18 protein-coding genes are annotated in these 21,004 nt (G+C 54.5%); 3 read left to right on the top strand and 15 right to left on the bottom strand.

Going from position 1 to position 21,004, the window contains the following annotated elements; translation table 11 throughout:
- Positions 1–30 precede the first annotated feature (30 nt).
- Genes AC6CHM_RS15495 through aptA form a run of 6 tightly spaced genes read right to left on the bottom strand, consistent with a single transcriptional unit; the run spans position 31 to position 6,976 of the window.
- Positions 31–1,137, bottom strand: coding sequence for an ABC transporter permease (locus AC6CHM_RS15495; protein WP_498173661.1), 1,107 nt, complete (start codon positions 1,135–1,137; stop codon positions 31–33).
- On the bottom strand, positions 1,134–2,030 hold the full coding sequence (locus AC6CHM_RS15490) for an ABC transporter permease (RefSeq protein ID WP_115054643.1): 897 nt from the start codon (positions 2,028–2,030) through the stop codon (positions 1,134–1,136). Before AC6CHM_RS15490 ends, AC6CHM_RS15495 begins: the two co-directional genes overlap by 4 nt.
- Complete coding sequence (locus tag AC6CHM_RS15485; protein WP_115054811.1) at positions 2,030–2,869, bottom strand: ABC transporter ATP-binding protein; 840 nt, start codon at positions 2,867–2,869, stop codon at positions 2,030–2,032. The genes AC6CHM_RS15490 and AC6CHM_RS15485 overlap by 1 nt, the downstream gene beginning before the upstream one ends.
- Positions 2,869–4,335, bottom strand: coding sequence for a dihydropyrimidinase (gene hydA / locus AC6CHM_RS15480; RefSeq protein WP_498173660.1), 1,467 nt, complete (start codon positions 4,333–4,335; stop codon positions 2,869–2,871). The genes AC6CHM_RS15485 and hydA overlap by 1 nt, the downstream gene beginning before the upstream one ends.
- Positions 4,336–4,392: 57 nt before the next feature.
- A complete protein-coding gene (locus tag AC6CHM_RS15475) occupies positions 4,393–5,640 on the bottom strand; it encodes a Zn-dependent hydrolase (RefSeq protein ID WP_354342951.1) in 1,248 nt (415 codons plus the stop codon).
- Positions 5,641–5,650: 10 nt separating this feature from the next.
- Positions 5,651–6,976 carry an omega-aminotransferase AptA gene (gene aptA, locus AC6CHM_RS15470; RefSeq protein WP_498173659.1) on the bottom strand — a complete coding sequence of 442 codons (1,326 nt, stop codon included), beginning with the start codon at positions 6,974–6,976 and terminating at the stop codon, positions 5,651–5,653.
- A gap of 223 nt (positions 6,977–7,199) precedes the next feature.
- Here aptA and rutR point away from each other — a divergent pair, with 223 nt between their 5' ends.
- The gene (gene rutR, locus AC6CHM_RS15465; protein ID WP_115054640.1) at positions 7,200–7,853 is read left to right on the top strand and encodes an HTH-type transcriptional regulator RutR; all 654 of its coding nucleotides are present in this window, start codon (positions 7,200–7,202) and stop codon (positions 7,851–7,853) included.
- Between the two features lie 205 nt (positions 7,854–8,058).
- On the opposite strand, the gene preA is transcribed toward rutR, so the two are convergent.
- From preA to AC6CHM_RS15445, 4 genes are all read right to left on the bottom strand, one after another.
- Positions 8,059–9,369, bottom strand: coding sequence for an NAD-dependent dihydropyrimidine dehydrogenase subunit PreA (gene preA / locus AC6CHM_RS15460; protein ID WP_115054639.1), 1,311 nt, complete (start codon positions 9,367–9,369; stop codon positions 8,059–8,061).
- 11 nt (positions 9,370–9,380) lie between these two features.
- Positions 9,381–10,838 (bottom strand): NAD(P)-dependent oxidoreductase, encoded by a 1,458-nt coding sequence (locus tag AC6CHM_RS15455; RefSeq protein WP_498173658.1) that lies wholly within the window; start codon positions 10,836–10,838, stop codon positions 9,381–9,383.
- A 358-nt stretch (positions 10,839–11,196) separates the two neighbouring features.
- A complete protein-coding gene (locus AC6CHM_RS15450) occupies positions 11,197–14,334 on the bottom strand; it encodes an efflux RND transporter permease subunit (protein ID WP_498173657.1) in 3,138 nt (1,045 codons plus the stop codon).
- 7 nt (positions 14,335–14,341) lie between these two features.
- Positions 14,342–15,511: an efflux RND transporter periplasmic adaptor subunit gene (locus AC6CHM_RS15445; RefSeq protein ID WP_307281850.1), complete on the bottom strand. Its 1,170-nt coding sequence runs from the start codon at positions 15,509–15,511 to the stop codon at positions 14,342–14,344.
- A gap of 265 nt (positions 15,512–15,776) precedes the next feature.
- On the opposite strand from AC6CHM_RS15445, the gene pncB reads away from it, so the two are divergent.
- Positions 15,777–17,084: a nicotinate phosphoribosyltransferase gene (gene pncB / locus AC6CHM_RS15440; RefSeq protein ID WP_498173656.1), complete on the top strand. Its 1,308-nt coding sequence runs from the start codon at positions 15,777–15,779 to the stop codon at positions 17,082–17,084.
- A gap of 180 nt (positions 17,085–17,264) precedes the next feature.
- On the opposite strand, the gene AC6CHM_RS15435 is transcribed toward pncB, so the two are convergent.
- On the bottom strand, positions 17,265–17,510 hold the full coding sequence (locus AC6CHM_RS15435; protein WP_115054634.1) for a BQ00720 family protein: 246 nt from the start codon (positions 17,508–17,510) through the stop codon (positions 17,265–17,267).
- A gap of 55 nt (positions 17,511–17,565) precedes the next feature.
- Entirely contained in the window at positions 17,566–17,988 is a 423-nt protein-coding gene (locus AC6CHM_RS15430) for an Hsp20 family protein (RefSeq protein WP_115054633.1), read from the bottom strand.
- A 133-nt stretch (positions 17,989–18,121) separates the two neighbouring features.
- Between AC6CHM_RS15430 and AC6CHM_RS15425 the strand changes: the two genes are divergently transcribed.
- Complete coding sequence (locus AC6CHM_RS15425; protein ID WP_307281843.1) at positions 18,122–19,060, top strand: nucleoside hydrolase; 939 nt, start codon at positions 18,122–18,124, stop codon at positions 19,058–19,060.
- A gap of 1 nt (position 19,061) precedes the next feature.
- Here AC6CHM_RS15425 and AC6CHM_RS15420 read toward each other — a convergent pair whose 3' ends face one another.
- From AC6CHM_RS15420 to AC6CHM_RS15410, 3 genes are read right to left on the bottom strand one after another with little or no spacing between them, the layout of a single operon-like run.
- On the bottom strand, positions 19,062–19,406 hold the full coding sequence (locus AC6CHM_RS15420) for a 2Fe-2S iron-sulfur cluster-binding protein (RefSeq protein ID WP_307281840.1): 345 nt from the start codon (positions 19,404–19,406) through the stop codon (positions 19,062–19,064).
- The gene (locus AC6CHM_RS15415; protein WP_498173655.1) at positions 19,407–20,435 is read right to left on the bottom strand and encodes an NAD(P)/FAD-dependent oxidoreductase; all 1,029 of its coding nucleotides are present in this window, start codon (positions 20,433–20,435) and stop codon (positions 19,407–19,409) included. It lies immediately after the preceding gene.
- 39 nt (positions 20,436–20,474) lie between these two features.
- On the bottom strand, positions 20,475–21,002 hold the full coding sequence (locus AC6CHM_RS15410; RefSeq protein ID WP_370878847.1) for a DUF934 domain-containing protein: 528 nt from the start codon (positions 21,000–21,002) through the stop codon (positions 20,475–20,477).
- Positions 21,003–21,004 lie beyond the last annotated feature (2 nt).

Raw genomic sequence — 21,004 nt, 5'->3', positions numbered from 1 at the left:
CAGTTCTCCTCTGTTCTTGTTTTTAAATGTTCAGGATCGGTAGGAAGGATGCCAGAAAGTGACGGCCCTTTCGATAAGGGTAATCAGTCCATAGGAAAGTGAACCAGCAAGGGCGGCAACAAAGATTTCCGCCCAGACCATATCGACATTCATGCGGCCAACTTCTGCGGAAATGCGAAAACCCATGCCGACAATGGGGGAGCCGAAAAACTCGGCAACAATTGCGCCGATGAGCGCCAAAGTCGAGTTGATTTTAAGCGCGTTGAAGATGAACGGCATGGCAGCGGGTAGACGCAGCTTGAGCAATGTCTGACCATAGGTTGAACCATAGGTGCGCATGAGATCACGTTCCATGGCGCCCGAGGCAGCAAGCCCGGCAACTGTGTTCACCAGCATCGGGAAGAACGTCATGATAACAACAACAGCGGCTTTGGACTGCCAGTAGGAACCGAACCACATGACCATGATCGGAGCAATGCCAACGACGGGCAGCGCTGCCACCAGGTTGCCAATGGGTAAAAGCCCCTTGCGCAGAAAGGGCACGCGATCAACGACAATCGCGGCCAGGAAACCCGAGCCGCAGCCCATGACATAACCGGCAACCGCGGCCTTCAGATAGGTTTGTTGGAAGTCCGCCCAGAGCGTGGGCACGGAAGCCGCGATACGCGCGGCAATCATTGATGGTGGCGGCAGAAGGATTGCAGGAACACCGAAGCCGCGCACCACGACTTCCCAAAGGATAAGCAGCCAAGCACCGAACAGCACCGGCAATGCCAGATTGATCAGACGCTGACCATCTGGCGATGAGACACGCCAGCTTGCAAGCCGCTGCACTGTCAGCCAAGCCAAAAGCCATGCCGCCACAACCATGCACCAATAACCAAGCAGCGCCCCTGCCGGACCCATCAAGCTGAGCAACGATATCAGACAATAGGCCGAGACATGCACCAATAGCAGCAGCGCAATGGTAGACGAGGTGGATGCAGAAGCGAACAGCGCCACCGCGGCAGCGACAAAGAGCATGATCGGCGTTGCATAGGATAATGTGGTTTGAACACCCGCACCTGTCGGGACCACAAGAGCCGCAGCGGACAAGACAAAGGCAGCAATGGCCAAAGGAGAGCGCGAAAACCTCATGGCCGCACTCCCATTCGCCGGTTAACAAGCGTCGAGATTACCCCTATAAGGCTGACAAGAACGGCCGCCATGAGTGCGGCAGCGATAAGGGCAGCCCAAATTTGCACGGTCTGACCGTAATAGGAGCCGGCAAGCAGGCGTGCCCCGATACCCGCCACAGCTCCAGTGGGCAATTCACCGACAATGGCACCAACCAGACTGATGGCAACGGCAATTTTCATTGAGGTAAAAAGATAAGGCATGGAGGCGGGCCAACGCAGTTTCCAGAATATCTGTGCCTTCGACGCGTTATAGGTGCGCATCAAATCAAGGTGCATGATTTCGGGTGAGCGAAGACCTTTGACCATACCAACAGCCACCGGAAAGAACGACAGATAGGTCGAGATCATTGCCTTTGGCAAAAGCCCGGTAATATTGACCGCGTTGAGCACGACGATAATCATCGGGGCAATGGCGAGGATCGGCACGGTTTGCGAGGTGATGATCCAAGGCATCAGGCTTTTGTCGAGCGTGCGCGAATGCACAATAGCGATCGCCAGAAGAATACCAAGCAAAGTGCCGAATGCGAAACCGAGCAGCGTGGACGATAGAGTGACACCGCCATGATAGATCAGGCTACGCTTTGACGTTGGTGCAATATCGAAAACTGTCTTGCGAATTTCAGCAGCGACCTGATGCGGCGCAGGCAAAACCGGCCGTTCCTGCGCCATCGTATTGGCAACTAACTGGCTCGTGGAGATGGTCGTATTGGCACGCGCCGCCTGGTCGCGTTCGAATGGCGCGTTGAGAATGATGGCAAAAACATACCAGAGTGCGATGATAACCAAAAGGATGGTTCCGACCGGGATCACCCTGTCGTGGAGCACGGCTGCAAGGCCTTGACGCTCCTTCATCACAAATGAGCCTCATCATAGGAATGACCGTGCCGCAAGCCTTCACGTACGCGGTGAGCGATTTCCAGAAATTCCGGTGTTTCGCGAATATCCAACGTCCGCTCAGAGCCGAGATTGCAATCGATGATTTCGTGTATCCGGCCCGGACGCGGACTCATCACAACGATCTTTGTCGAGAGAAAAACTGCCTCGGGAATCGAGTGGGTTACAAAGATGACTGTCTTTTGCGTTTTGGCCCAAAGCTTCAGTAATTGTTCGTTGAGGTGATCGCGGACAATTTCATCCAGCGCACCGAAGGGCTCATCCATTAAAAGCATATCGGGATCAAAAGACAGGGCGCGGGCAATGGATGCGCGTTGCTGCATGCCGCCTGATAATTGCCATGGAAACTTCTTGTCAAAACCGGCCAGATTAACCAGCTCGAGATTCTTGGCGATCCGCGCCTTGCGCTCCTCCTTGGGTATGCCCATCACTTCCAGTGGCAGGGAAATATTGCCGCCAATGGTGCGCCAAGGATAGAGCGCGGCCGCTTGGAAAACATATCCATAGGCACGTTTTTCGCGCGCCTGCGATGGCGTCATTCCATTGACCGATATGCTACCCGAGGTGGGCTGCTCCAGATCGGCAATCACGCGCAACAAGGTGGTCTTTCCGCAACCGGAAGGGCCGATAAAGGAAACGAACTCGCCGCTGTTAACTGCAAGGTCGATGTTCGACAAAGCATTGACGGGGCCATCATTGGTCTGGAAGACCAGCGAAAGGTCTTTGACATCAATTACATTTTTTGGCGCCGCATCAGCCATTATTTTCGCCTTGGGTCGGAGCGCGACGACTGTCATCATACGCCTGCCGGAATGTTCTTCGGATCGCGATCCACTCTACGCGGTGCGGTTAGTTCCTTCCAAGTGGAAAGTGCGCGGCTGGCAGAGGGGTTGGCCTCACGCTCGACAAAGCGTCCGCTGCCCGTCGGCGCAAGCACTTCGCCATCCCTATAGGCAATCTCTCCACGCGAAATAGTGATGCGCGGCAGGCCCGTCACTTCAATGCCCTCAAAGACATTATAGTCGATGGCCGACTTCTGCGACTTTGCAGAAATGACCTTGGTTGCATTGGGGTCCCAGATAACAATATCCGCATCAGAACCCGGCAAGATCGCTCCCTTGCGCGGGTAGATATTAAGAATTTGGGCGATATTGGTCGACGTTACCGCGACAAACTCATTTGGCGTCAGGCGGCCGGTACGTACGCCTTTGGTCCAAAGCACGGGCATGCGATCTTCCAGACCACCAGTGCCATTTGGGATTTTGGTAAAGTCGCCGACACCAAAACGCTTCTGCTCGGTGGTAAAGGCGCAATGGTCTGTCGCCACGACCTGAAGACTTCCCGATGCAAGGCCAGCCCACAATCCATTTTGGTTGATCTTGTCACGGAAAGGCGGCGACATGACCCGGCGCGCGGCATAGTCCCAGTCCTCATTTTTATATTCACTCTCATCCAGAACAAGGTGTTGAATCAGAGGTTCGCCATAGACGCGCATACCCTTGGCACGCGCGCGGCGAATGGCTTCATGGGACTGTTCGCAGGAAACATGCACGATATAGAGCGGCACGCCTGCCTGATCGGCGATCATGATGGCGCGGTTAGCCGCCTCACCTTCTATTTCGGGCGGGCGCGAATAGCCGTGAGCCTCCGGTCCGGTATTGCCTTCGGCGAGGAGCTTCTGCTGGAGATGGGCAACCACATCGCCATTTTCCGCGTGGACAAGCGGCATGGCGCCGATCTCGGCACAGCGCAGAAAGGAGGCGAACATTTCATCGTCGTCCACCATCAATGCGCCCTTATAGGCCATGAAGTGCTTGAACGTATTGATGCCGCGTTCAACGATTTTGGGCATTTCGTCGAAGATCTGCTTGTTCCATCCGGTTATCGCCATGTGGAAGGAATAGTCGGTGCGCGCTTTGCCAGCCTTCTGGAACCAGTCCTGCAAGGCGGCAAGCAACCCGTCTTCGCCGGGGAGCACAAAATCGACAACCATCGTTGTTCCACCTGCCAGCGCCGCGGCGGTGCCGGTGTCAAAATCATCGCTGGAGTGGGTGCCCATGAAAGGCATTTCAAGATGCGTATGCGGGTCGATACCGCCGGGCATGAGAAAGCAACCGGTTGCATCAATAATTTCGCAATTGGCGTCCTGGCCGGAAAGATCTGAGCCGATGGCAGCGATCTTGTCGCCATCAATCAGCACATCCGCTTTATAAGTGCGGTCAGCGGCAATAATTGTTCCGCCTTTGATCAGTTTCGCAAGCATTGTGTTCGTTCCCCTTTTTGGTCTTTTGCCGAACATGTTGCATATGTGGTTGCTAGGTCAGGCTTGAATCTCCGCCGTCTCCAGAACCGCATGCAACAGGACATCTGTACCGGCAGCAGCCCATTCTTTCGAAATCTCTTCATCCTCATTGTGGCTGAGGCCATCCACGCAAGGGCACATTACCATCGCCGTCGGCGCAACGCGGTTGATCCAGCAGGCATCATGTCCGGCGCCGGAAACAATATTGCGGTGACTGTAGCCAAGCCGCTCCGCAGCGTTGCGCACGGCAGTGACGCAGCCTTCGTCGAAGGTAACGGGATCAAAATGCCCGGCTTCTTCAATCTCGATGCCGAGGCCAAGCTCCTTGGCAATCTCCGGTGCCTTCGCCTCAATTTCCGTTTTCATTGCGGAAAGCGTCGAAAGGTCTGGCGAGCGGATATCAACCGTGAACACGACTTTGCCCGGAATGACATTGCGGGAATTGGGATAAACATCGACATGGCCGATTGCCCCAACCGCATTTGGCTGGTGGGCCATAGCGACGGCGTGAACCAGTTCGGTAATGCGCGCCATGCCGAGGCCCGCATTTTTTCGCATAGGCATTGGGGTTGAGCCTGTGTGGCTTTCCTTGCCCGTCAATGTGATCTGCAACCACCACAGGCCCTGACCATGGGTGACAACGCCGATATCCTTGCCCTCAGCTTCCAGAATGGGTCCCTGCTCAATATGCAGTTCGAACAGCGCATGGATCTTACGGGCGCCGACTTTCTCGTCACCCTTCCAGCCGATTCGCTCCAGTTCGTCGCCAAACTTCTTGCCCTTGGCATCTTCGCGAACATAGGCCCATTGCTCATCATGAATACCGGCGAATACACCGGACGCCAGCATGGCCGGGGCAAAGCGTGTGCCTTCTTCATTGGTCCAGTTGACAACAACAATAGGATGCTTGGTCTTTATATTAAGATCGTTGAGCGTGCGGATCAGTTCCAGTCCGCCGAGAACCCCCAACACACCATCATATTTTCCACCCGTCGGCTGTGTGTCGAGATGGCTGCCGACATAGACCGGCAGCGCATCCGGGTCTGTTCCTTCACGCGTGAAGAACATGTTGCCCATGGTGTCTACGCCCATGGTCATGCCGGCTTTCTCACACCAGGATTGAAACAGCCTGCGGCCCTCGCCATCCTCATCGGTCAGGGTCTGGCGATTATTGCCACCGCGCAGACCCGGCCCGATTTTGGCCATCTCCATCAGGCTATCCCAAAGGCGGTCGCCATTGATCCGAAGATTTCCCGTCAGCGACATTTGCCCGCTCCTATGCCAAGTTCTTCAACACATCGGCGAGCGTATCGAACAGATGATCGATCTGTCCTTTGCTGATTGTCAGAGGCGGAGACAAGGCGATGATGTCGCCAGTCGTGCGGATCAGCACGCCCTTTTCGTATGCATTGAGGAAAGCCTGGAATGCCCGTTTTGTCGGGGCGCCGTCGATGGGTTGAAGTTCGATGGCGCCGATCAACCCGAGATTGCGAATGTCTATGACATTCGGCAGTCCCTTCAGCGCATGCAGAGCATTCTCCCAATAATCGGACAGTTCCGATGCGCGGGTCAACAAGCCTTCTTCCTCATAGGTGTCGAGCGTTGCGAGAGCCGCTGCGCAAGCGACCGGATGGCCGGAATAAGTGTAGCCATGGAAAAGCTCTATCAGATTTTCCGGACCATTCATGAAGGCCTGGTAGATGTCCGACGAAGCGAAAACCGCGCCCATCGGAATAACGCCACTGGTGATACCCTTGGCGGTTGTCACCAAATCAGGCACCACGCCGAAATAATCTACCGCAAATGGTGCACCAAGACGGCCGAAGCCGGTGATTACTTCATCGAAAATCAGGAGAATATCGTGCTTGGTGCAAATCTCGCGCAGGCGCTTGAGATAGCCCTTTGGCGGAATGAGAACGCCAGTCGAACCCGCCACCGGCTCTACAATGACGGCCGCAATATTTGACGCGTCGTGCAGCGCAATGACCTTTTCCAGATCATCGGCAAATTCAACGCCATATTCAGGCTCGCCGCGCGTATAGGCATTTCGCGCCAGATCATGCGTATGGCGAATATGGTCAATGCCACTTAAAGCATTGCCAAAGGTCTTGCGATTGCCGGAAATGCCGCCGACGGAAATACCGCCAAAGCCAACGCCATGATAACCGCGCTCGCGGCCAATCAGCTTGACCTTGGTGCCATTGCCTTTAGCGCGATGATAGGCTAGCGCGATCTTCAGCGCCGTATCAACCGATTCAGAACCGGAATTGGTGAAAAACACATGGTTAAGCGGCGATGGCAGCATGGCAGCCAGGCGCGCGGCTAGTTCAAAGGCCTTGGGATGCCCCATCTGGAATGCAGGCGCATAATCAAGCTCTGCAACTTGCTTTTGAACGGCTTCGACGATCTTGGGGCGCCCATGGCCCGCATTGCAGCACCAGAGACCGGCAGTTCCATCGAGGATCTCGCGCCCATCATGAGACTTATAGTGCATGTCTTTAGCACTGACGAGAAGGCGGGGATTTTGCTTGAACTGCTTGTTTGCCGTAAAAGGCATCCAGAACGCGTCGAGATTGTTTGTCCCCATTGCCGTTTTAGACATGTGACGAAGCCTCCTGATTGCGGATATTACCGCTTGTTTTGTGTTCCCGAATGATTGAACCTTTAAGGGGATTCAAAAACCAATTGCCAAAAACTTGACTAGTTGGTCAAAATGCAGGCTAGAAGAGCATAGTTAGGTGGTCAAGCGCTTTATAGGCATTTCAACCCGTTGCCGGGACAAGCGGAATTGCCATTTTGTCGCGGGTGGGTGGAGCAATCAGCAAATGGCGAAAGCTGCGAAGCAGAAAACGAATGGCGGCCCGGAACGAACAACCCGTATCCAGGAAATAAACCGCCGTTTGATCCTTGATGCGGCGCTTGATGTTTTTTCCACTTACGGGTTCCGGGGCACGACTATCGACCAGATTGCCGACAAGGCCGGCATGTCAAAACCCAATCTGCTTTATTATTTTCCACGCAAGCAAAATATCTATGTGACGCTGCTGGAAGAAACGCTGACGGAATGGCTTGCCCCGCTCGCTGATATTGATCCGGCGGGCGACCCGATCGAGCAATTGCGCAAATACATCACGCTCAAAATCAAAATGTCCGAAAGCCATCCGGAAGCATCGCGTCTGTTCGCCAATGAAGTGCTGCATGGCGCACCGGCGATCAGTGACTTTCTGGCCAAGCATTTGAAACCGCTGGTCGACGAAAAAGCCGTCGTCATTCGGCGCTGGGTTGGCGAAGGCAAACTTGCTCCGGTTGACCCCTATCATCTGATTTTCATGATTTGGGCAACCACTCAGCATTATGCGGATTTTGACGTACAGGTTCGCGCTATTATGGGTAGCCAAGTTGGCCGTCCAGGCTTTCGCGAACAAACCGCGCAGGCAGTTCTGAGCATAATTCTCAACGGCATCCGCCCGCGCGATTGAAATAAGATAGTGCCGCGTTCGATTGCATTGCTCTCCTGCGTGGTTCGACAAGCTCACCATGAGGAAAGTTGTAGGTGCTGCAAAGCCAGCCTTCATCGCAACAGAGCTGGGCTCCCTTGCCAATTACGACTTTCCTCATGGTGGGCTTGTCGAACCACGCACAAACTGGGTTGCCATAAGTTTAAATAGAACTACGGCTAACCCATCACTCCGCCGCAACTTTTGCCATTGGATTGTTAGGGTGCGTCGTCCAGTTGGCATAGTCTGGCTGAACCGGTGTTTTGGTGCGCGGATCGACTCCCGAGAGCATAGGCACCATATCGATGCAGTTCTCTACAGGGCAGACATTCACACACAGATTACATCCAACACACTCTTCATCGATGACTTCGAAGTGCCTCACACCATCGACCATTGATGTGATCGCCTGATGCGATGTGTCTTCGCAGGCGATGTGACAACGACCACATTTGATGCATAGGTCCTGATCGATCTGCGCCTTGGTGATGTAATTCAGATTCAGATATTGCCAATCGGTGACATTGGGCACAGCCATACCGCGGAAATCTTCGATGGAGCGGAAGCCGCGTGAATCCATCCAGTCGGATAGGCCCGAAATCATCTCCTGCACAACCTTGAAGCCATAGGTCATGGCAGCGGTACAGACCTGCACATTGCCACAGCCGAGCGCAATGAATTCTGCCGCATCGCGCCATGTGGTGATGCCGCCAATCCCCGAAATAGGCAGGCCACGCGTCTCCGCATCACGGGCAATTTCCGCAACCATGTTGAGCGCTATCGGCTTGACCGCCGGGCCACAATAGCCTCCATGCGAACCGCGTCCATCAATGGAAGGGTTGGGCGCAAACGTATCAAGGTCAACTGAAACAATGGAGTTGATCGTATTGATCAGTGAGACGGCATCCGTTCCGCCGGATTTGGCAGCACGGGCTGGCTTACGCACGTCGGTGATATTTGGCGTAAGCTTGGTGATGACGGGCATGCGCGTATATTGCTTGCACCAGCGCACCACCATCTCGATATATTCCGGTACCTGCCCAACCGCAGCGCCCATGCCACGCTCGGACATGCCGTGCGGACAGCCGAAATTCAACTCAATCCCATCGCATCCGGTTTCTTCGACACGTGGAAGGATGGCCTTCCAAGCCTCTTCTTCACAAGGCACCATGATCGATGCAATCAATGCACGATCCGGCCACTTTTTCTTGACCTCGGTCATCTCACGCAAATTGACCTCAAGCGGGCGATCCGTGATGAGCTCGATATTGTTGAGGCCAAGCAAGCGCCGGTCCGGCCCATGGATCGCACCATAGCGGGGGCCATTGACGTTAACGACGGGAGGCCCCTCTTCTCCAAGGGTTTTCCAGACAACGCCGCCCCAGCCTGCCTTGAATGCACGCTCGACATTATAAGCCTTGTCGGTTGGAGGCGCCGAAGCCAGCCAAAATGGGTTTGGAGATTTTATACCAAGGAAATTCGATGAAAGGTCAGCCATGATCGTTTCCTTTAGCCGCTAATATGGCTTGGATTGGCAGGATGTTGCGCAGAGGTGGTCGCGGGTTCGGAATTGCTGGCAATGACTGCCTCGGCAAAGCCGCTGACTTTTTCCGGCTGCATCGATAAAGCGCGGTGAATTGACTCGGCTGCAAGTTTGCCATCCTGCACACCTGCAACGGTCAAATCCTGACCACCGGCAATACAATCGCCGCCCGCCCAAATTCCTGGAATTGATGTACGGCGCTCCTCATCGACACTGATACGGCCACGCGAAAGCGCCATACCTGCTTCTGCAAGAATTTTTTCCGCGGGCATTTGGCCGATTGCCTTGAAAATCTGATCGCTGGCCAATGTGACGCTTTCGCCGGTTGTTTCCAGCCTGCCATCATTCATGGTCGTGTAGTCGAGGGTGATGCCACAAACCTCGCCACGTTCATTGCGTGTCAATGCGCGCGGCTGCAGCCAATGGCGGATAATCACGCCATTCTTCAATGCAAGTTCCTGTTCGAACTCGCTGGCATTCATGCTTTCCGGACCGCGTCTGTAGGCAATGATGACGTTCTCCGCGCCGAGCAGCTTCGTCTGGACTGCAACGTCGATGGCAGTCATGCCACCACCGATGACGACGACATCCCGTCCAACGGCGATTTCCGAAAGGTCGTTGCTCTGACGCAGAACGGAAATGTAGTCCACAGCGTCGATGCAGCCTGCCGCATCCTCGCCATCAAGGCCAAGCTCATTGACACCCGGCAAACCCACTCCAAGGAAAACAGCATCAAAACCGGCACGCAACGCATCAAGGCTGATATCCCTGCCAAGTGCCTTGTCGTTCTGAATGGTGATACCGCCAATCTCCAGAATAAAATCCAGTTCTTTCTGGGCGAAATCATCGACGCTCTTATAGGCGGCGATACCATATTCATTGAGGCCGCCAGCCTTTGGGCGGGCCTCGAAAATCGTCACATCATGGCCATACATGGCCAGACGATGAGCGGCAGAAAGCCCTGCCGGACCTGCGCCGACCACTGCCACAGACTTGCCGGTAGGAGCCGCGCGGGTGAAAGGGTGCTGGCCGTTTTCCATCAGGTAATCTGTTGCGTAACGCTGCAGCAGGCCGATCTTTACAGGCTTTCCTTCGGCCGCTTCACGCACACAGGCCTGCTCGCACAACGTTTCCGTCGGGCATACACGGGCGCACATACCACCAAGGATATTCTCGCTCAGGATGGTCTTGGCCGATCCGGTGGGATTTCCCGCGGCGATCTCGCGAATGAAAAGCGGAATGTCTATCCCCGTAGGGCAGGCATTCATGCAAGGCGCATCGTAGCAGAAGTAGCAACGGTCAGACTCAACGAAAGCCTCATGCCGCGAAAGCGGCGGATGCAGATCGGAAAAGACCTCGCTATACTCACTGCTCGCGAGCCGGCCAGCCCTGACGTCACGGATTCCTGAATCCATCGATCCCATGAAATGGCATCTCCCATATCTGTGGCAGCGTCCGGTTCCCGTGGATCACAGCCATTTGCAGATGAGCCGGTTCGTCCGGCTCCGTTATGGAAAGAATGGCATATTTTTACAAAAGGTCAAATTTTTTATCAAATGGTCAAGAATCATATTCTTATGAGGGTGTTGTCGGTCTCACTACACTCCTACTGTGCTTGGTTCGACAAGCTCACCATGAGGAAAATAATAGATGTTAAGGAACCAGGCTCGGCGAGCTAGCGACTATCTTGCGAGCAAAACATTCCTCATGGTGAGCCCGTCGAACCACGCACAACGCCATCCTGCAGTCAGAGTTAAAGTTTGTGGGCACTGGACGAAATATTTACTCGGCAGGGAGTTGTGCTTTTGTACTGACCTGCAGCAATTCACGCTGGAGCCTTGCCTCTTCCTCGGCCTTTGGCTTGGAGAACCCCGCCAGAAGAAGATAAGCGACTGGTGTGAGAAACAGCGTTGAGACTGTAGCCAGACCAAGGCCACCGACGATGACCCAACCGAGCGCAATACGGGCTTCCGCGCCGGCACCGCTGGCGAGAACCAGCGGGACACCGCCAAGAATCGCGCAGAGCATTGTCATGACGACGGGGCGAAGACGGATCGTTGCCGCTTCCTCAATGGCCTGCCGGACATTGCGGCCCTGATCACGCAGATGGTTGGCAAACTCGACGATAAGAATACCATTCTTTGCCATGATACCGACAAGCAGCACCAAGCCGATCTGACTATAGACGTTCATGCTGGTCCCCGTGATCACCATGGCAAACACCGCGCAGGCAAGCCCAAGCGGAACTGTGGCCATAACGATCACAGCGCTGATGAAGCTTTCGAACTGGGCGGCGAGCACCAGAAGGATGATCAGGATGGCGAAGCCAAATGTGATGATCATGCTTGAGGAGTTTTCGCCAAGTGTGGCAGCTTCGGCCAGAGGAATGAGACGATATCCAGCTGGCAGCAATGGCTCGGCAATTGCCTGCGCCTGCGCATAGGCATCGCCAAGGGCGAAAGAAGGCGACAGGCTTGCCGTGATGGCTACGGATCGCATTTGCTGTTCACGGGTCAGTGCGGGCGGCACAGCGACTTCCGTCAGTCGCGCAATCGTCGACATCGGTACAAAGCGGCCATCCTGGGTTCGCAAGAACACATTTTCCAGATCGGTTGGATCATTGATCGGATCAGTGGTGGAGACGAGTTTGACGTCGAAGCTGCGATCCTCGATGTATACGGAACCGATCTTGTAGCCGTCCAGTACCGACTGCAATGCTTGTGCCAGACCTGTGATGTCTATGCCCAGATCCGAGGCCCGTTCGCGGTCTATCGTAACAGCCAATTGCGGCTGGGTTGGTTCATTAGTCAGACGCGGCCTGTCAAATCTTGGATCTTTTTCCAGTTCGGATACGATCTTGGCGGCAGTCGTGCCCAATTCGGCGTAGCTGGTGCCCACGACAGCAAACTGGAGACCGTTGCCTGCGCCGCGAATACCGAGCGAATTGGGTTGCGAGGCAAAAACCTGAATGCCCGGCACTGCGCGCACACGCTTGGAAACATCGGCCACGATCTCTTGCTGCGTCCTTGTACGCTCATTCCATTTGGCAAGGCTGAGCACCATGAAGCCGCGATTGGTGTTGCCATTCTGCCCGGCAATGGAGAACGTATTCTCGATTTCTCCCGAATCACGCAAAGGCTGGATCAATGTTTCGATCTGGCGCATCTCATCATTGAGATATTCGAGACTGACACCTTGGGGCGCCGTTATGCGCAGGAAGGTCGCTGCACGATCCTCTGTCGGCGTCAGCTCCTGTTTGAGCAGGGAGAATGCACCAAAGGCGGCACCGGCAAAAAGGATCGACACGATGACCACGATCCAGGGCGCAGCAAGACAGGCATGCAGCAACCATTTGTACCAGCCGCCAAAGCGATTGCCCATACGGCCAACCACACCCGGTGCATGGGCAACTTTATGATGACTTGCCTCGCTCGCGCTCAGCAGACGGGATGCGAGCATGGGACACAGCGTAAGCGCCACGACCGCCGAGAGAAGCACGCAGATGGCCAGAACAAAGCCGAATTCGCGAAACAGACCGCCTGTCTGGCCGGGAAGGAACGACAATGGCACAAACACCGCCGCCAATGTGACCGTTGTCGCGATGACCGCGAAGAACACTTCCTGCGTGCCAAGAACAGCAGCGGCGCGTGGGCCCATGCCCTGATTACGGCGGCGGACAATATTTTCCAGCACGACAATCGCATCATCCACCACAAGACCTGTCGCCAGAACCAGAGCCAAAAGCGTAAGAATATTGATGGAAAAACCTGCCAGATAGATCGCCGATATTGTGCCGATCAATGCAACCGGCATGCTGACCGCCGGAATCAAAGTCGCCCTGATGTCCCACAGGAACAGGTAGATGATGGCGATAATGATGATAACCGAAACGCCCAGCGCTATTTCCACCTCATGGACAGCGCCGTTGATGAAATCTGCATCATCGCTGGTAACGCGAATATCAACACCTTCCGGCAAGGTCTGCTGAAGCTGAGCGACTGCAGCGCGGACACCTGTCGAAATATCCAGCGTATTGGACTGTGCCTGGCGGATAATACCAAGGCCGATACCGGTCTTGCCATTGGCACGCAAACTTGACGTGCCAATGTCGGGGCCAAGTGTCACCGTGGCAACGTCACGTATTTTCGTGCGGCCTTTGATGATGATGTTTTCGAACTCTTCAGGCGTGGTAACGGGTGCGGTCGCCCGCACAACAATGCTTTGGTCATTGCTGTTCAGCTGGCCTGCCGGAGTATCAAAGGCCATGGTCGTCAGCGCATTGCGGATGTCGGCGACGTTCATGCCAAGGCTTGCAAGCTTGCCCTGATCGATATCGATCCGGAAAATCTTGTTGCGATCGCCGTTGATTTGCACATCGGCAACGCCGGGGACAGAGGCCAGTACATCTTCGATCTGATCTTCGACCAGCACTGTCATATCCTCAACCGCCATCGTATCGGACGTAACAGCAAGCCGCATAACTGCATCGGAATTCGCATCCGCCTTGACGATCTGCGGAGGATCGGCCTGTTCGGGCAGCGTGTTGGTGATACGGCTGATGGCGTCGCGCATGTCGGCAGCGGCAACGTTCAGATCAACGCCATCATTGAATTCGACGGTGACGCGGCTGCTACCAAACGAAGAACTCGAGGAGATGGATTTAACACCGGAGACACGTGACACGGCGCCTTCGATTGCAGAGGTCAGTTCCCGGTCAACTGTTTCGGCGGCAGCCGATTCAAATATTGTGGAGACGGTGACCACCGGCCTGTCCACATCGGGAAGCTCGCGGACGTCAACGCCATAATAGGCGGCCAAACCAGCCACCACGATCAAGGCATTGAGCACCAGCGCCATGACCGGACGGCGAATGAAAAGGGCGGTAAAACTTGTATCGAGATTGTCGTTCTGTTTTGTCATGACGTCCTCAGCCAGCTTTGCCGGCGGAGGCGAGAGGACCTTCTTCGCTGTTTTGTTTGGGCGCAGGTTGCCCTTTAATGTGAACGGTGCCACCTTCGCGGACCGACTGGACACCTTCGGTAACAATCGCGTCGCCCAGCTTAATATTCGCATCAACCAGAACATTGGCGGCATTGCGCTGGACAATACGAACCGGAACGCGGCTAGCTTTATCGTCTGCAATCTTCCAGACATAGGCACCGTCAGTGCCCCACTGGATCGAGAGTGGGTCCACCGCAGCATAAATGTCGCCCGGGAATGCAATGGATATCTGGAAAGCCATGCCTTCGCGTAGCGTATCTTTCGGATTGGTGATGCGTGCCTGCACGTGCAGGGTACGGCTGGCGGGATCAACCCTGCTGTCGATCGCGCTTACCGAGCCTTGAAATGTTTCGCCGGGGCGCGCAATTGAGTTCGCAGATACGGGAGCGCCAACGGCAATCAACGGCGCAAAACGCTCCGGAACCCAGAAGTCGACAAGAACTTCTGAGCGGTCGTCAATCGTAGCGACCTGCGTAGAAACGGTAATATAATTGCCCGCATTGACAGGTAGAATACCGATTATGCCGCTGATGGGCGCCTTGATATCGCGCCGGTCCAAGGCCAGCTCTGCCTCGCGCAAATCCAATGCCGCGTTCTCCACCGCAAGTTCGGCATCAGAGACCTGAACGGCTGACACCGTATTGGTTGTACTGAGGTTTTCAGCGCGCTTCAGCTTGTTTTGCGCATCTTTGAGCGCACTTCTAGCCTTTTCCGCAATAATCGTCTCGGCTTCTGAATCAAGCTTGGCGATGACGTCACCGGCCATGACTTTTGACCCGGACTGGACAAGCAATTCCGTCATTCTGCCGGCTGCAAATGGTGTAACTGAAACGGAGCTTTTGGCTTTTCCGGTACCGATTGCTGAAAGCCGGTCATTGATCTTGGCTTCAGTTGCCGTTTTCACAACGACAAGCGGCAAACTCTGTCCGCCACCCCGCCTGCCGGAGCCTGCCGCGGTTTCGGCGGTTGCATTGGAGGGCGGAACAACTCCGGCCTTCTTTAACAGCTCATTGGAACCTGGGGAAAAATACAACCAGCCAGCTCCAGCACCAACCAGAACCAATATGGCAATCAGAATTTGTTTCCAGGCCTTCATCCAACACTCCAAGGCCGGTTCCGGTAAGGAGCCAGCGAATACTTTCGTCAAGTGCATCTGCGATCCGCAGAGAGCAACTCTATCTGTTGCAGAGAATAAAGCGCTTTGATGTCGCCGTTAATGACAAATCGGTGAGATTACAAAGATTTAATTGAACGGTCCAAATCAACTTTGCCCGTGAAATGAAGTTTCTCCGTCGCTCTTCTTGATGAGTGGGGTCTGCCGTGCAACATGGCGGGCGACATATTCGTAAGGATAGCATTCGATGGCGACCAAAACCGATATAGCGCGGCGTGTTTTCAACCATACGTGGAAATTGGACCCCATCGTCCGCAGCCTGCTCGACACGGATTTTTACAAACTCCTGATGCTTCAGATGATTTGGGGCGTTTATCCAAAAGTGGATGCCACCTTCACGCTCATCAACCGCACCACTAAAGTGCGGCTGAGTGACGAGATTGACGAGCAGGAATTACGCGAACAGCTTGATCACGCGCGGGAAGTGCGTTTCACAAAGAAAGAGATGATCTGGCTCGGCGGTAACACGTTCTACGGCAAGCGCCAGATATTCGAGCCGGATTTCCTGAGTTGGCTGGCAAATTTCCAACTACCCGAATACGAGCTGATCAAGCGCGATGGCCAATATGAACTCAATTTTCACGGGCCGTGGATGTACACCACCATGTGGGAAATTCCCGCGCTTACAATCATCAACGAATTGCGCTCCCGCGCGGCGATGAAGCGTTTGGGGCGGTTTGAGCTTGATGTGCTTTATGCCCGTGCGAAGGCCAAAATGTGGACTAAGGTCGAGCGCTTGCAAGCTCTCCCCGACATCAGAATTTCCGATTTTGGCACCCGACGCCGCCACTCATTTCTGTGGCAGCGTTGGTGTGTTGAGGCGTTGAAGGAGGGCATTGGCGCTTCATTTACCGGCACGAGTAATGTGTTGATGGCGATGGATAATGATCTGGAAGCGCTTGGAACAAACGCTCACGAACTACCGATGGTTCTGGCAGCACTGAGCAAAACCAAGGAAGAACTTCTGGCATCGCCCTATAAGGTGCTTCAGGACTGGAACCGCTATTATGGCGGTAATCTTTTGATAGTACTTCCCGACGCCTTCGGTACATCGGCGTTTCTGCGCGATGCGCCGGATTGGGTTGCAGACTGGACGGGCTTTCGACCCGATAGCGCGCCGCCCATTGAAGGCGGCGAGAAAATCCTTGCTTGGTGGAAAGCCAAGGGTAAGGACCCGCGCGAAAAATTGCTGGTGTTTTCCGATGGGCTTGACGTCGATACGATTGAGGAAACCTATCGCCACTTCGATGGGAAAGTGCGTATGAGCTTCGGCTGGGGCACCAATCTCACCAATGATTTCGAAGATTGTGCGCCACGGTTCAACGACCAGTTAAATGCGATTTCGCTGGTGTGCAAAGTCAGCTACGCCAATGGCCGCCCGGCTGTAAAGCTTTCGGATAATCCTAAGAAAGCCACTGGCGAGCCTGCGGAGATAAAACGATATCTGGAGATTTTTGGCGCGGAAGATCGCGTGGAGCAGACCGTAAAAGTCTGACCCACGCGATCGATTGGCTTTGCAAGCTGGGCTAGGAAACCGGCGCCACTTTTCCTGAGCTTGCTTTTGTCTTCGCAAGCTCGAACGGAAAACCGGTGCCCACTTTTCCTGAGCTTGCTTTTGTCTTCGCAAGCTCGAACGGAAAACCGGTGCCCACTTTTCCTGAGCTTGCTTTTACAATTACTGCAGCATCACCGTGCGCAATTCATGCTCCTGCGCGCCGACAAGAACGTTTTCGCGTTCATCGGAAAGCACAATAGGATCTCCATTGGCTGCAAAGAGCGCCCAAAGCTCAACACCAGGCGCCATCGGCGGAAGAGCCGGAAAGCTGGTGGCGAGATCATCGGTCTTTACCTTGCGCAGATAAGCTACCTGACCGGCGCCGAGACGGGAGAATTCAAGTTCGGTAAAAGGATTCGTTTGCATTATAGCCTCCTTATTTGGACAGTCTCTGGTGAGCCCTGTCCTGTTAGAGCCCTGATCAGTCTTCGACCGCAATATTGATGCGCTTGACCAATCGTTCAGGTTCCGGCCGGTCGAGGTCGATCGACAGTAGCCCATTCTTCAAAGTGGCATTGCTAACCCGCATTCCATCGGCAAGAACAAATATGCGCTGGAACTGGCGGGCCGCGATGCCGCGATGCAAATATTCGCGCGTTTCTTCATCGGTCTGGCGACCGCGAATAATCAGCTGGTTATCTTCAGTGGTAACTTCGAGATCGTCGCTGGAAAATCCCGCCACGGCGAGAATAATACGCAACTGCTCACGATCGTTATTGCAACGGATACGCTCGATATTATATGGCGGGTAGCCGTCGCCGGATTTGGCGATACGCTCCAACGTCTTTTCCATCGAATCGAATCCAAGCAGCAATGGGCTTGAAAAAGGTGTCATTCGTGTCATCCAAGCAGTCCTTTAGTAAAGCGACCTAAAGCAAAACCCGTAATTCAACAGCATTTCGCTCCTGTACTCAGATATGGTCTATCGACCTTGAGACTTCAAGAGAGTGCGGCATATAGATGAGAGAAACCGACAAATGGCACGTAAAATCATAATCGATACAGATCCGGGGCAGGACGACGCTCTCGCGATTCTTTTGGCTTTTGCCAGCCCGGAACTGGATGTGCTGGGTATTACAGCCGTTGCCGGCAATGTGCCGCTTGCCTTGACCGAAGTGAATGCGCGTAAAATCTCCGAATTGGCCGGGCGCTCCGATACGCGTGTCTTTGCCGGTGCGGATCGTCCGTTGATGCGCCCCTTGATCACGGCCGAACATGTTCACGGCAAGACCGGCCTCGATGGTCCCGACCTGCCTGAACCGTCCATGCCTTTGCAGGATCAGCATGCGGTCGATTTCATTATCGAGACTTTACGCAGTGAACCGGCGGGAACTGTCACGCTTTGCGTGCTTGGACCACTTACCAATATCGCCCATGTTCTGTTGCGCGCGCCAGAACTTGCACCGAGGATCAAGGAAATCGTCCTGATGGGCGGTGGCTTTTTTGAGGGTGGCAACATAACGCCGACTGCCGAGTTCAATATCTATGTCGACCCACAGGCTGCGCAAATCGTGTTGCAGTCAGGCGTTCCAATTGTAATTCTGCCGTTGGATGTGACACACCAGGCCCTGACCACTGCCAAACGCATCGATCGGTTCCGCGCTTTGGGCACCAGATGCGGCGACGCATCAGTTGCCCTGCTTGAGTTTTTTGAACGTTTCGACGAAGAAAAATATGGCAGCGATGGCGGACCTTTGCATGATCCCAATGTGATCGCCTACCTGCTTAAGCCGGAGCTCTATACGGGGCGTCACTGCAATGTCGAAGTGGACGCAGCCAACGAATTGACGTTCGGCATGACGGTGGTTGACTGGTGGGGGATTACTGACCGCCCGAAGAATGCTTTTTACATTCGGAACGTGGATTCTGATGGCTTCTTCGAGCTTTTGACCACCCGCATAGCAACGCTGCCATAAATCAGGCTGCAACGCTGTCCTTCTGAGTGCCTGGAGCGAGAGTAATCTCCAGGCCATTCAGTTCTTCCGTCATGATCAGCTGGCATGAGAGGCGGGAGTTCTCCTCGACGTGAAATGTCACGTCGAGCTGATCGATTTCTTCATCCAGCGGTGCAAAAAGCTTCTCAGTCCATTCCTCCTCGACATAGCAATGGCAGGTGCCGCAAGCAGCAGCGCCGCCGCATTCCGCCTTGATGTCGAGGCCCCAATCCCGAATGACTTCCATGACACGGAAGCCTTCCAAGGCCTCCAGCGTATGACGTTCGCCCTTCTGATCGGTGACGTGGATGTAAAGAGAATCAGACACTCAAGCTGCTTTCAGTTTCTTCTGGAGGGATGTTGAGGACGTCGTATACTGGAAAACGATACGTTCGCCAGGGGCCACGATCCGTTTTGCTGCGTGGGACATCAAAGCCGCCTCATGGAAACCTGACAGGATAAGCTTCAGCTTTCCCGGATAGGTATTGATGTCGCCAATCGCGAAAATACCGGGCTCTGATGTCTCGAATTTCTCCGTATCGACCGCGATCAGATTCTGATCGAGGTTCAGGCCCCAATCCGCGATTGGACCTAGCTTCATTGTCAGGCCAAAAAATGGCAGCAAACGGCTGGCCTCGATAATTTCTTCCCCGGCTTCGCCGCCCTTCAGCAGCACCTTGGACAGTTGGCCATCAGCGCCCTCAAGGCTGCCAAGCTGACCCATACGGAATTTTACACGGCCTTCTTTTTCAAGCGCCCACATCTTGTTGACACTGTCGGGAGCGGCACGGAATTCCGGGCGGCGATGCACCAGCGTGACGGACTTGGCTACGGGTTCAAGATTCAACGTCCAATCCAACGCCGAATCACCGCCGCCAACGATGACAACGTCATGGCCGCGGAAAGCCTCGATCTTGCGAACAGCATAGTGGACGCTGACGCCTTCATAATGTTCGATTTCCGGCACAGGCGGGCGCTTGGGTTGGAACGAACCGCCGCCGGCTGCAATGACAATGACCTTGGTCAGGAAGACTTCATCCGCATCAGTCTCGACACGGAACCGGCCATCCTCCAAACGTGTGAGCGCGGTCACCATCGTCGAAAAATGGAACTGCGGATCGAACGGCGCAATTTGCTTCAGCAGATTATCGGTCAGATCCTGCCCTGTCACTTCCGGCAGACCCGGAATGTCATAAATCGGCTTTTCCGGATAGAGTTCGGCGCATTGGCCGCCCGAACGATCAAGAATATCGATGACATGGGCGCGCAGGTCCAAAAGGCCAAGCTCGAATACCGCAAAGAGGCCAACAGGACCGGCACCGACGATAACGACATCTGTTTCAATAAGTTCTGACATATAAGTGCTTTCCAACAAACCGAATTGAATTTTATTGTTTCAGGCGCCCGGAACCCGGCGCCAGCTATAGGCGCCCGGTACGGTGTGCGAACCTCTGCCGGGCTGATAATAGCCGGGTGCATCATGCAGATTGTGCTCCGCAAGGCGTGTCAGCGTTACGGCATGTGTAACCTTCATCGTATCGAAACCGGTACGCAACATGTAGGCGACCTGATCGATCAGCACATCGCCCACCGCACGCAGCTCTCCCTTGAATTGATGTTGGTTTTTCAAGATGTCCGCCTTCGAATAAGAGCGGCCATCGTTGAAAGCCGGAAACTGCAGCGCAATAAGCGGTATTGTATCCAGCAATGGCAGAAGAGGGTCGATACTTTCGCCCGGCGCGACCGATACCCCGATCTTGCGGTTGGTATTGTTGCGGATGCTCTCATCCAGGCCTAGCCATGCAGCCAGAGGAAGAATTACAGCCGGCGCATCACCTGTTTCTTCGAGTGTCTCAGCGGCAATGTAAGGATCTTCACGAAATCCTTCGCGACCCCAAAGTTCACCAGCTACGCTTTCAGAAATGT

It is taken from the genome of Phyllobacterium sp. GQ127 (assembly GCF_059758635.1).
This window is presented reverse-complemented; position numbering and strand designations above follow the sequence as displayed.

Excerpts from the sequence above, each read along its gene's own strand:
- AC6CHM_RS15445 (WP_307281850.1), bottom strand. The coding sequence starts at position 15,511 with ATGAAGGCCTGGAAACAAATTCTGATTGCCATATTGGTTCTGGTTGGT.
- AC6CHM_RS15435 (WP_115054634.1), bottom strand. The coding sequence starts at position 17,510 with ATGCAAACGAATCCTTTTACCGAACTTGAATTCTCCCGTCTCGGCGCC.
- rutR (WP_115054640.1), top strand. The coding sequence starts at position 7,200 with ATGGCGAAAGCTGCGAAGCAGAAAACGAATGGCGGCCCGGAACGAACA.
- AC6CHM_RS15450 (WP_498173657.1), bottom strand. The coding sequence starts at position 14,334 with ATGACAAAACAGAACGACAATCTCGATACAAGTTTTACCGCCCTTTTC.
- AC6CHM_RS15425 (WP_307281843.1), top strand. The coding sequence starts at position 18,122 with ATGGCACGTAAAATCATAATCGATACAGATCCGGGGCAGGACGACGCT.
- pncB (WP_498173656.1), top strand. The coding sequence starts at position 15,777 with ATGGCGACCAAAACCGATATAGCGCGGCGTGTTTTCAACCATACGTGG.
- preA (WP_115054639.1), bottom strand. The coding sequence starts at position 9,369 with ATGGCTGACCTTTCATCGAATTTCCTTGGTATAAAATCTCCAAACCCA.
- hydA (WP_498173660.1), bottom strand. The coding sequence starts at position 4,335 with ATGCTTGCGAAACTGATCAAAGGCGGAACAATTATTGCCGCTGACCGC.
- AC6CHM_RS15485 (WP_115054811.1), bottom strand. The coding sequence starts at position 2,869 with ATGACAGTCGTCGCGCTCCGACCCAAGGCGAAAATAATGGCTGATGCG.
- AC6CHM_RS15490 (WP_115054643.1), bottom strand. The coding sequence starts at position 2,030 with ATGAAGGAGCGTCAAGGCCTTGCAGCCGTGCTCCACGACAGGGTGATC.
- AC6CHM_RS15455 (WP_498173658.1), bottom strand. The coding sequence starts at position 10,838 with ATGGGATCGATGGATTCAGGAATCCGTGACGTCAGGGCTGGCCGGCTC.
- AC6CHM_RS15475 (WP_354342951.1), bottom strand. The coding sequence starts at position 5,640 with ATGTCGCTGACGGGAAATCTTCGGATCAATGGCGACCGCCTTTGGGAT.
- AC6CHM_RS15430 (WP_115054633.1), bottom strand. The coding sequence starts at position 17,988 with ATGACACGAATGACACCTTTTTCAAGCCCATTGCTGCTTGGATTCGAT.
- AC6CHM_RS15495 (WP_498173661.1), bottom strand. The coding sequence starts at position 1,137 with ATGAGGTTTTCGCGCTCTCCTTTGGCCATTGCTGCCTTTGTCTTGTCC.
- AC6CHM_RS15415 (WP_498173655.1), bottom strand. The coding sequence starts at position 20,435 with ATGTCAGAACTTATTGAAACAGATGTCGTTATCGTCGGTGCCGGTCCT.
- aptA (WP_498173659.1), bottom strand. The coding sequence starts at position 6,976 with ATGTCTAAAACGGCAATGGGGACAAACAATCTCGACGCGTTCTGGATG.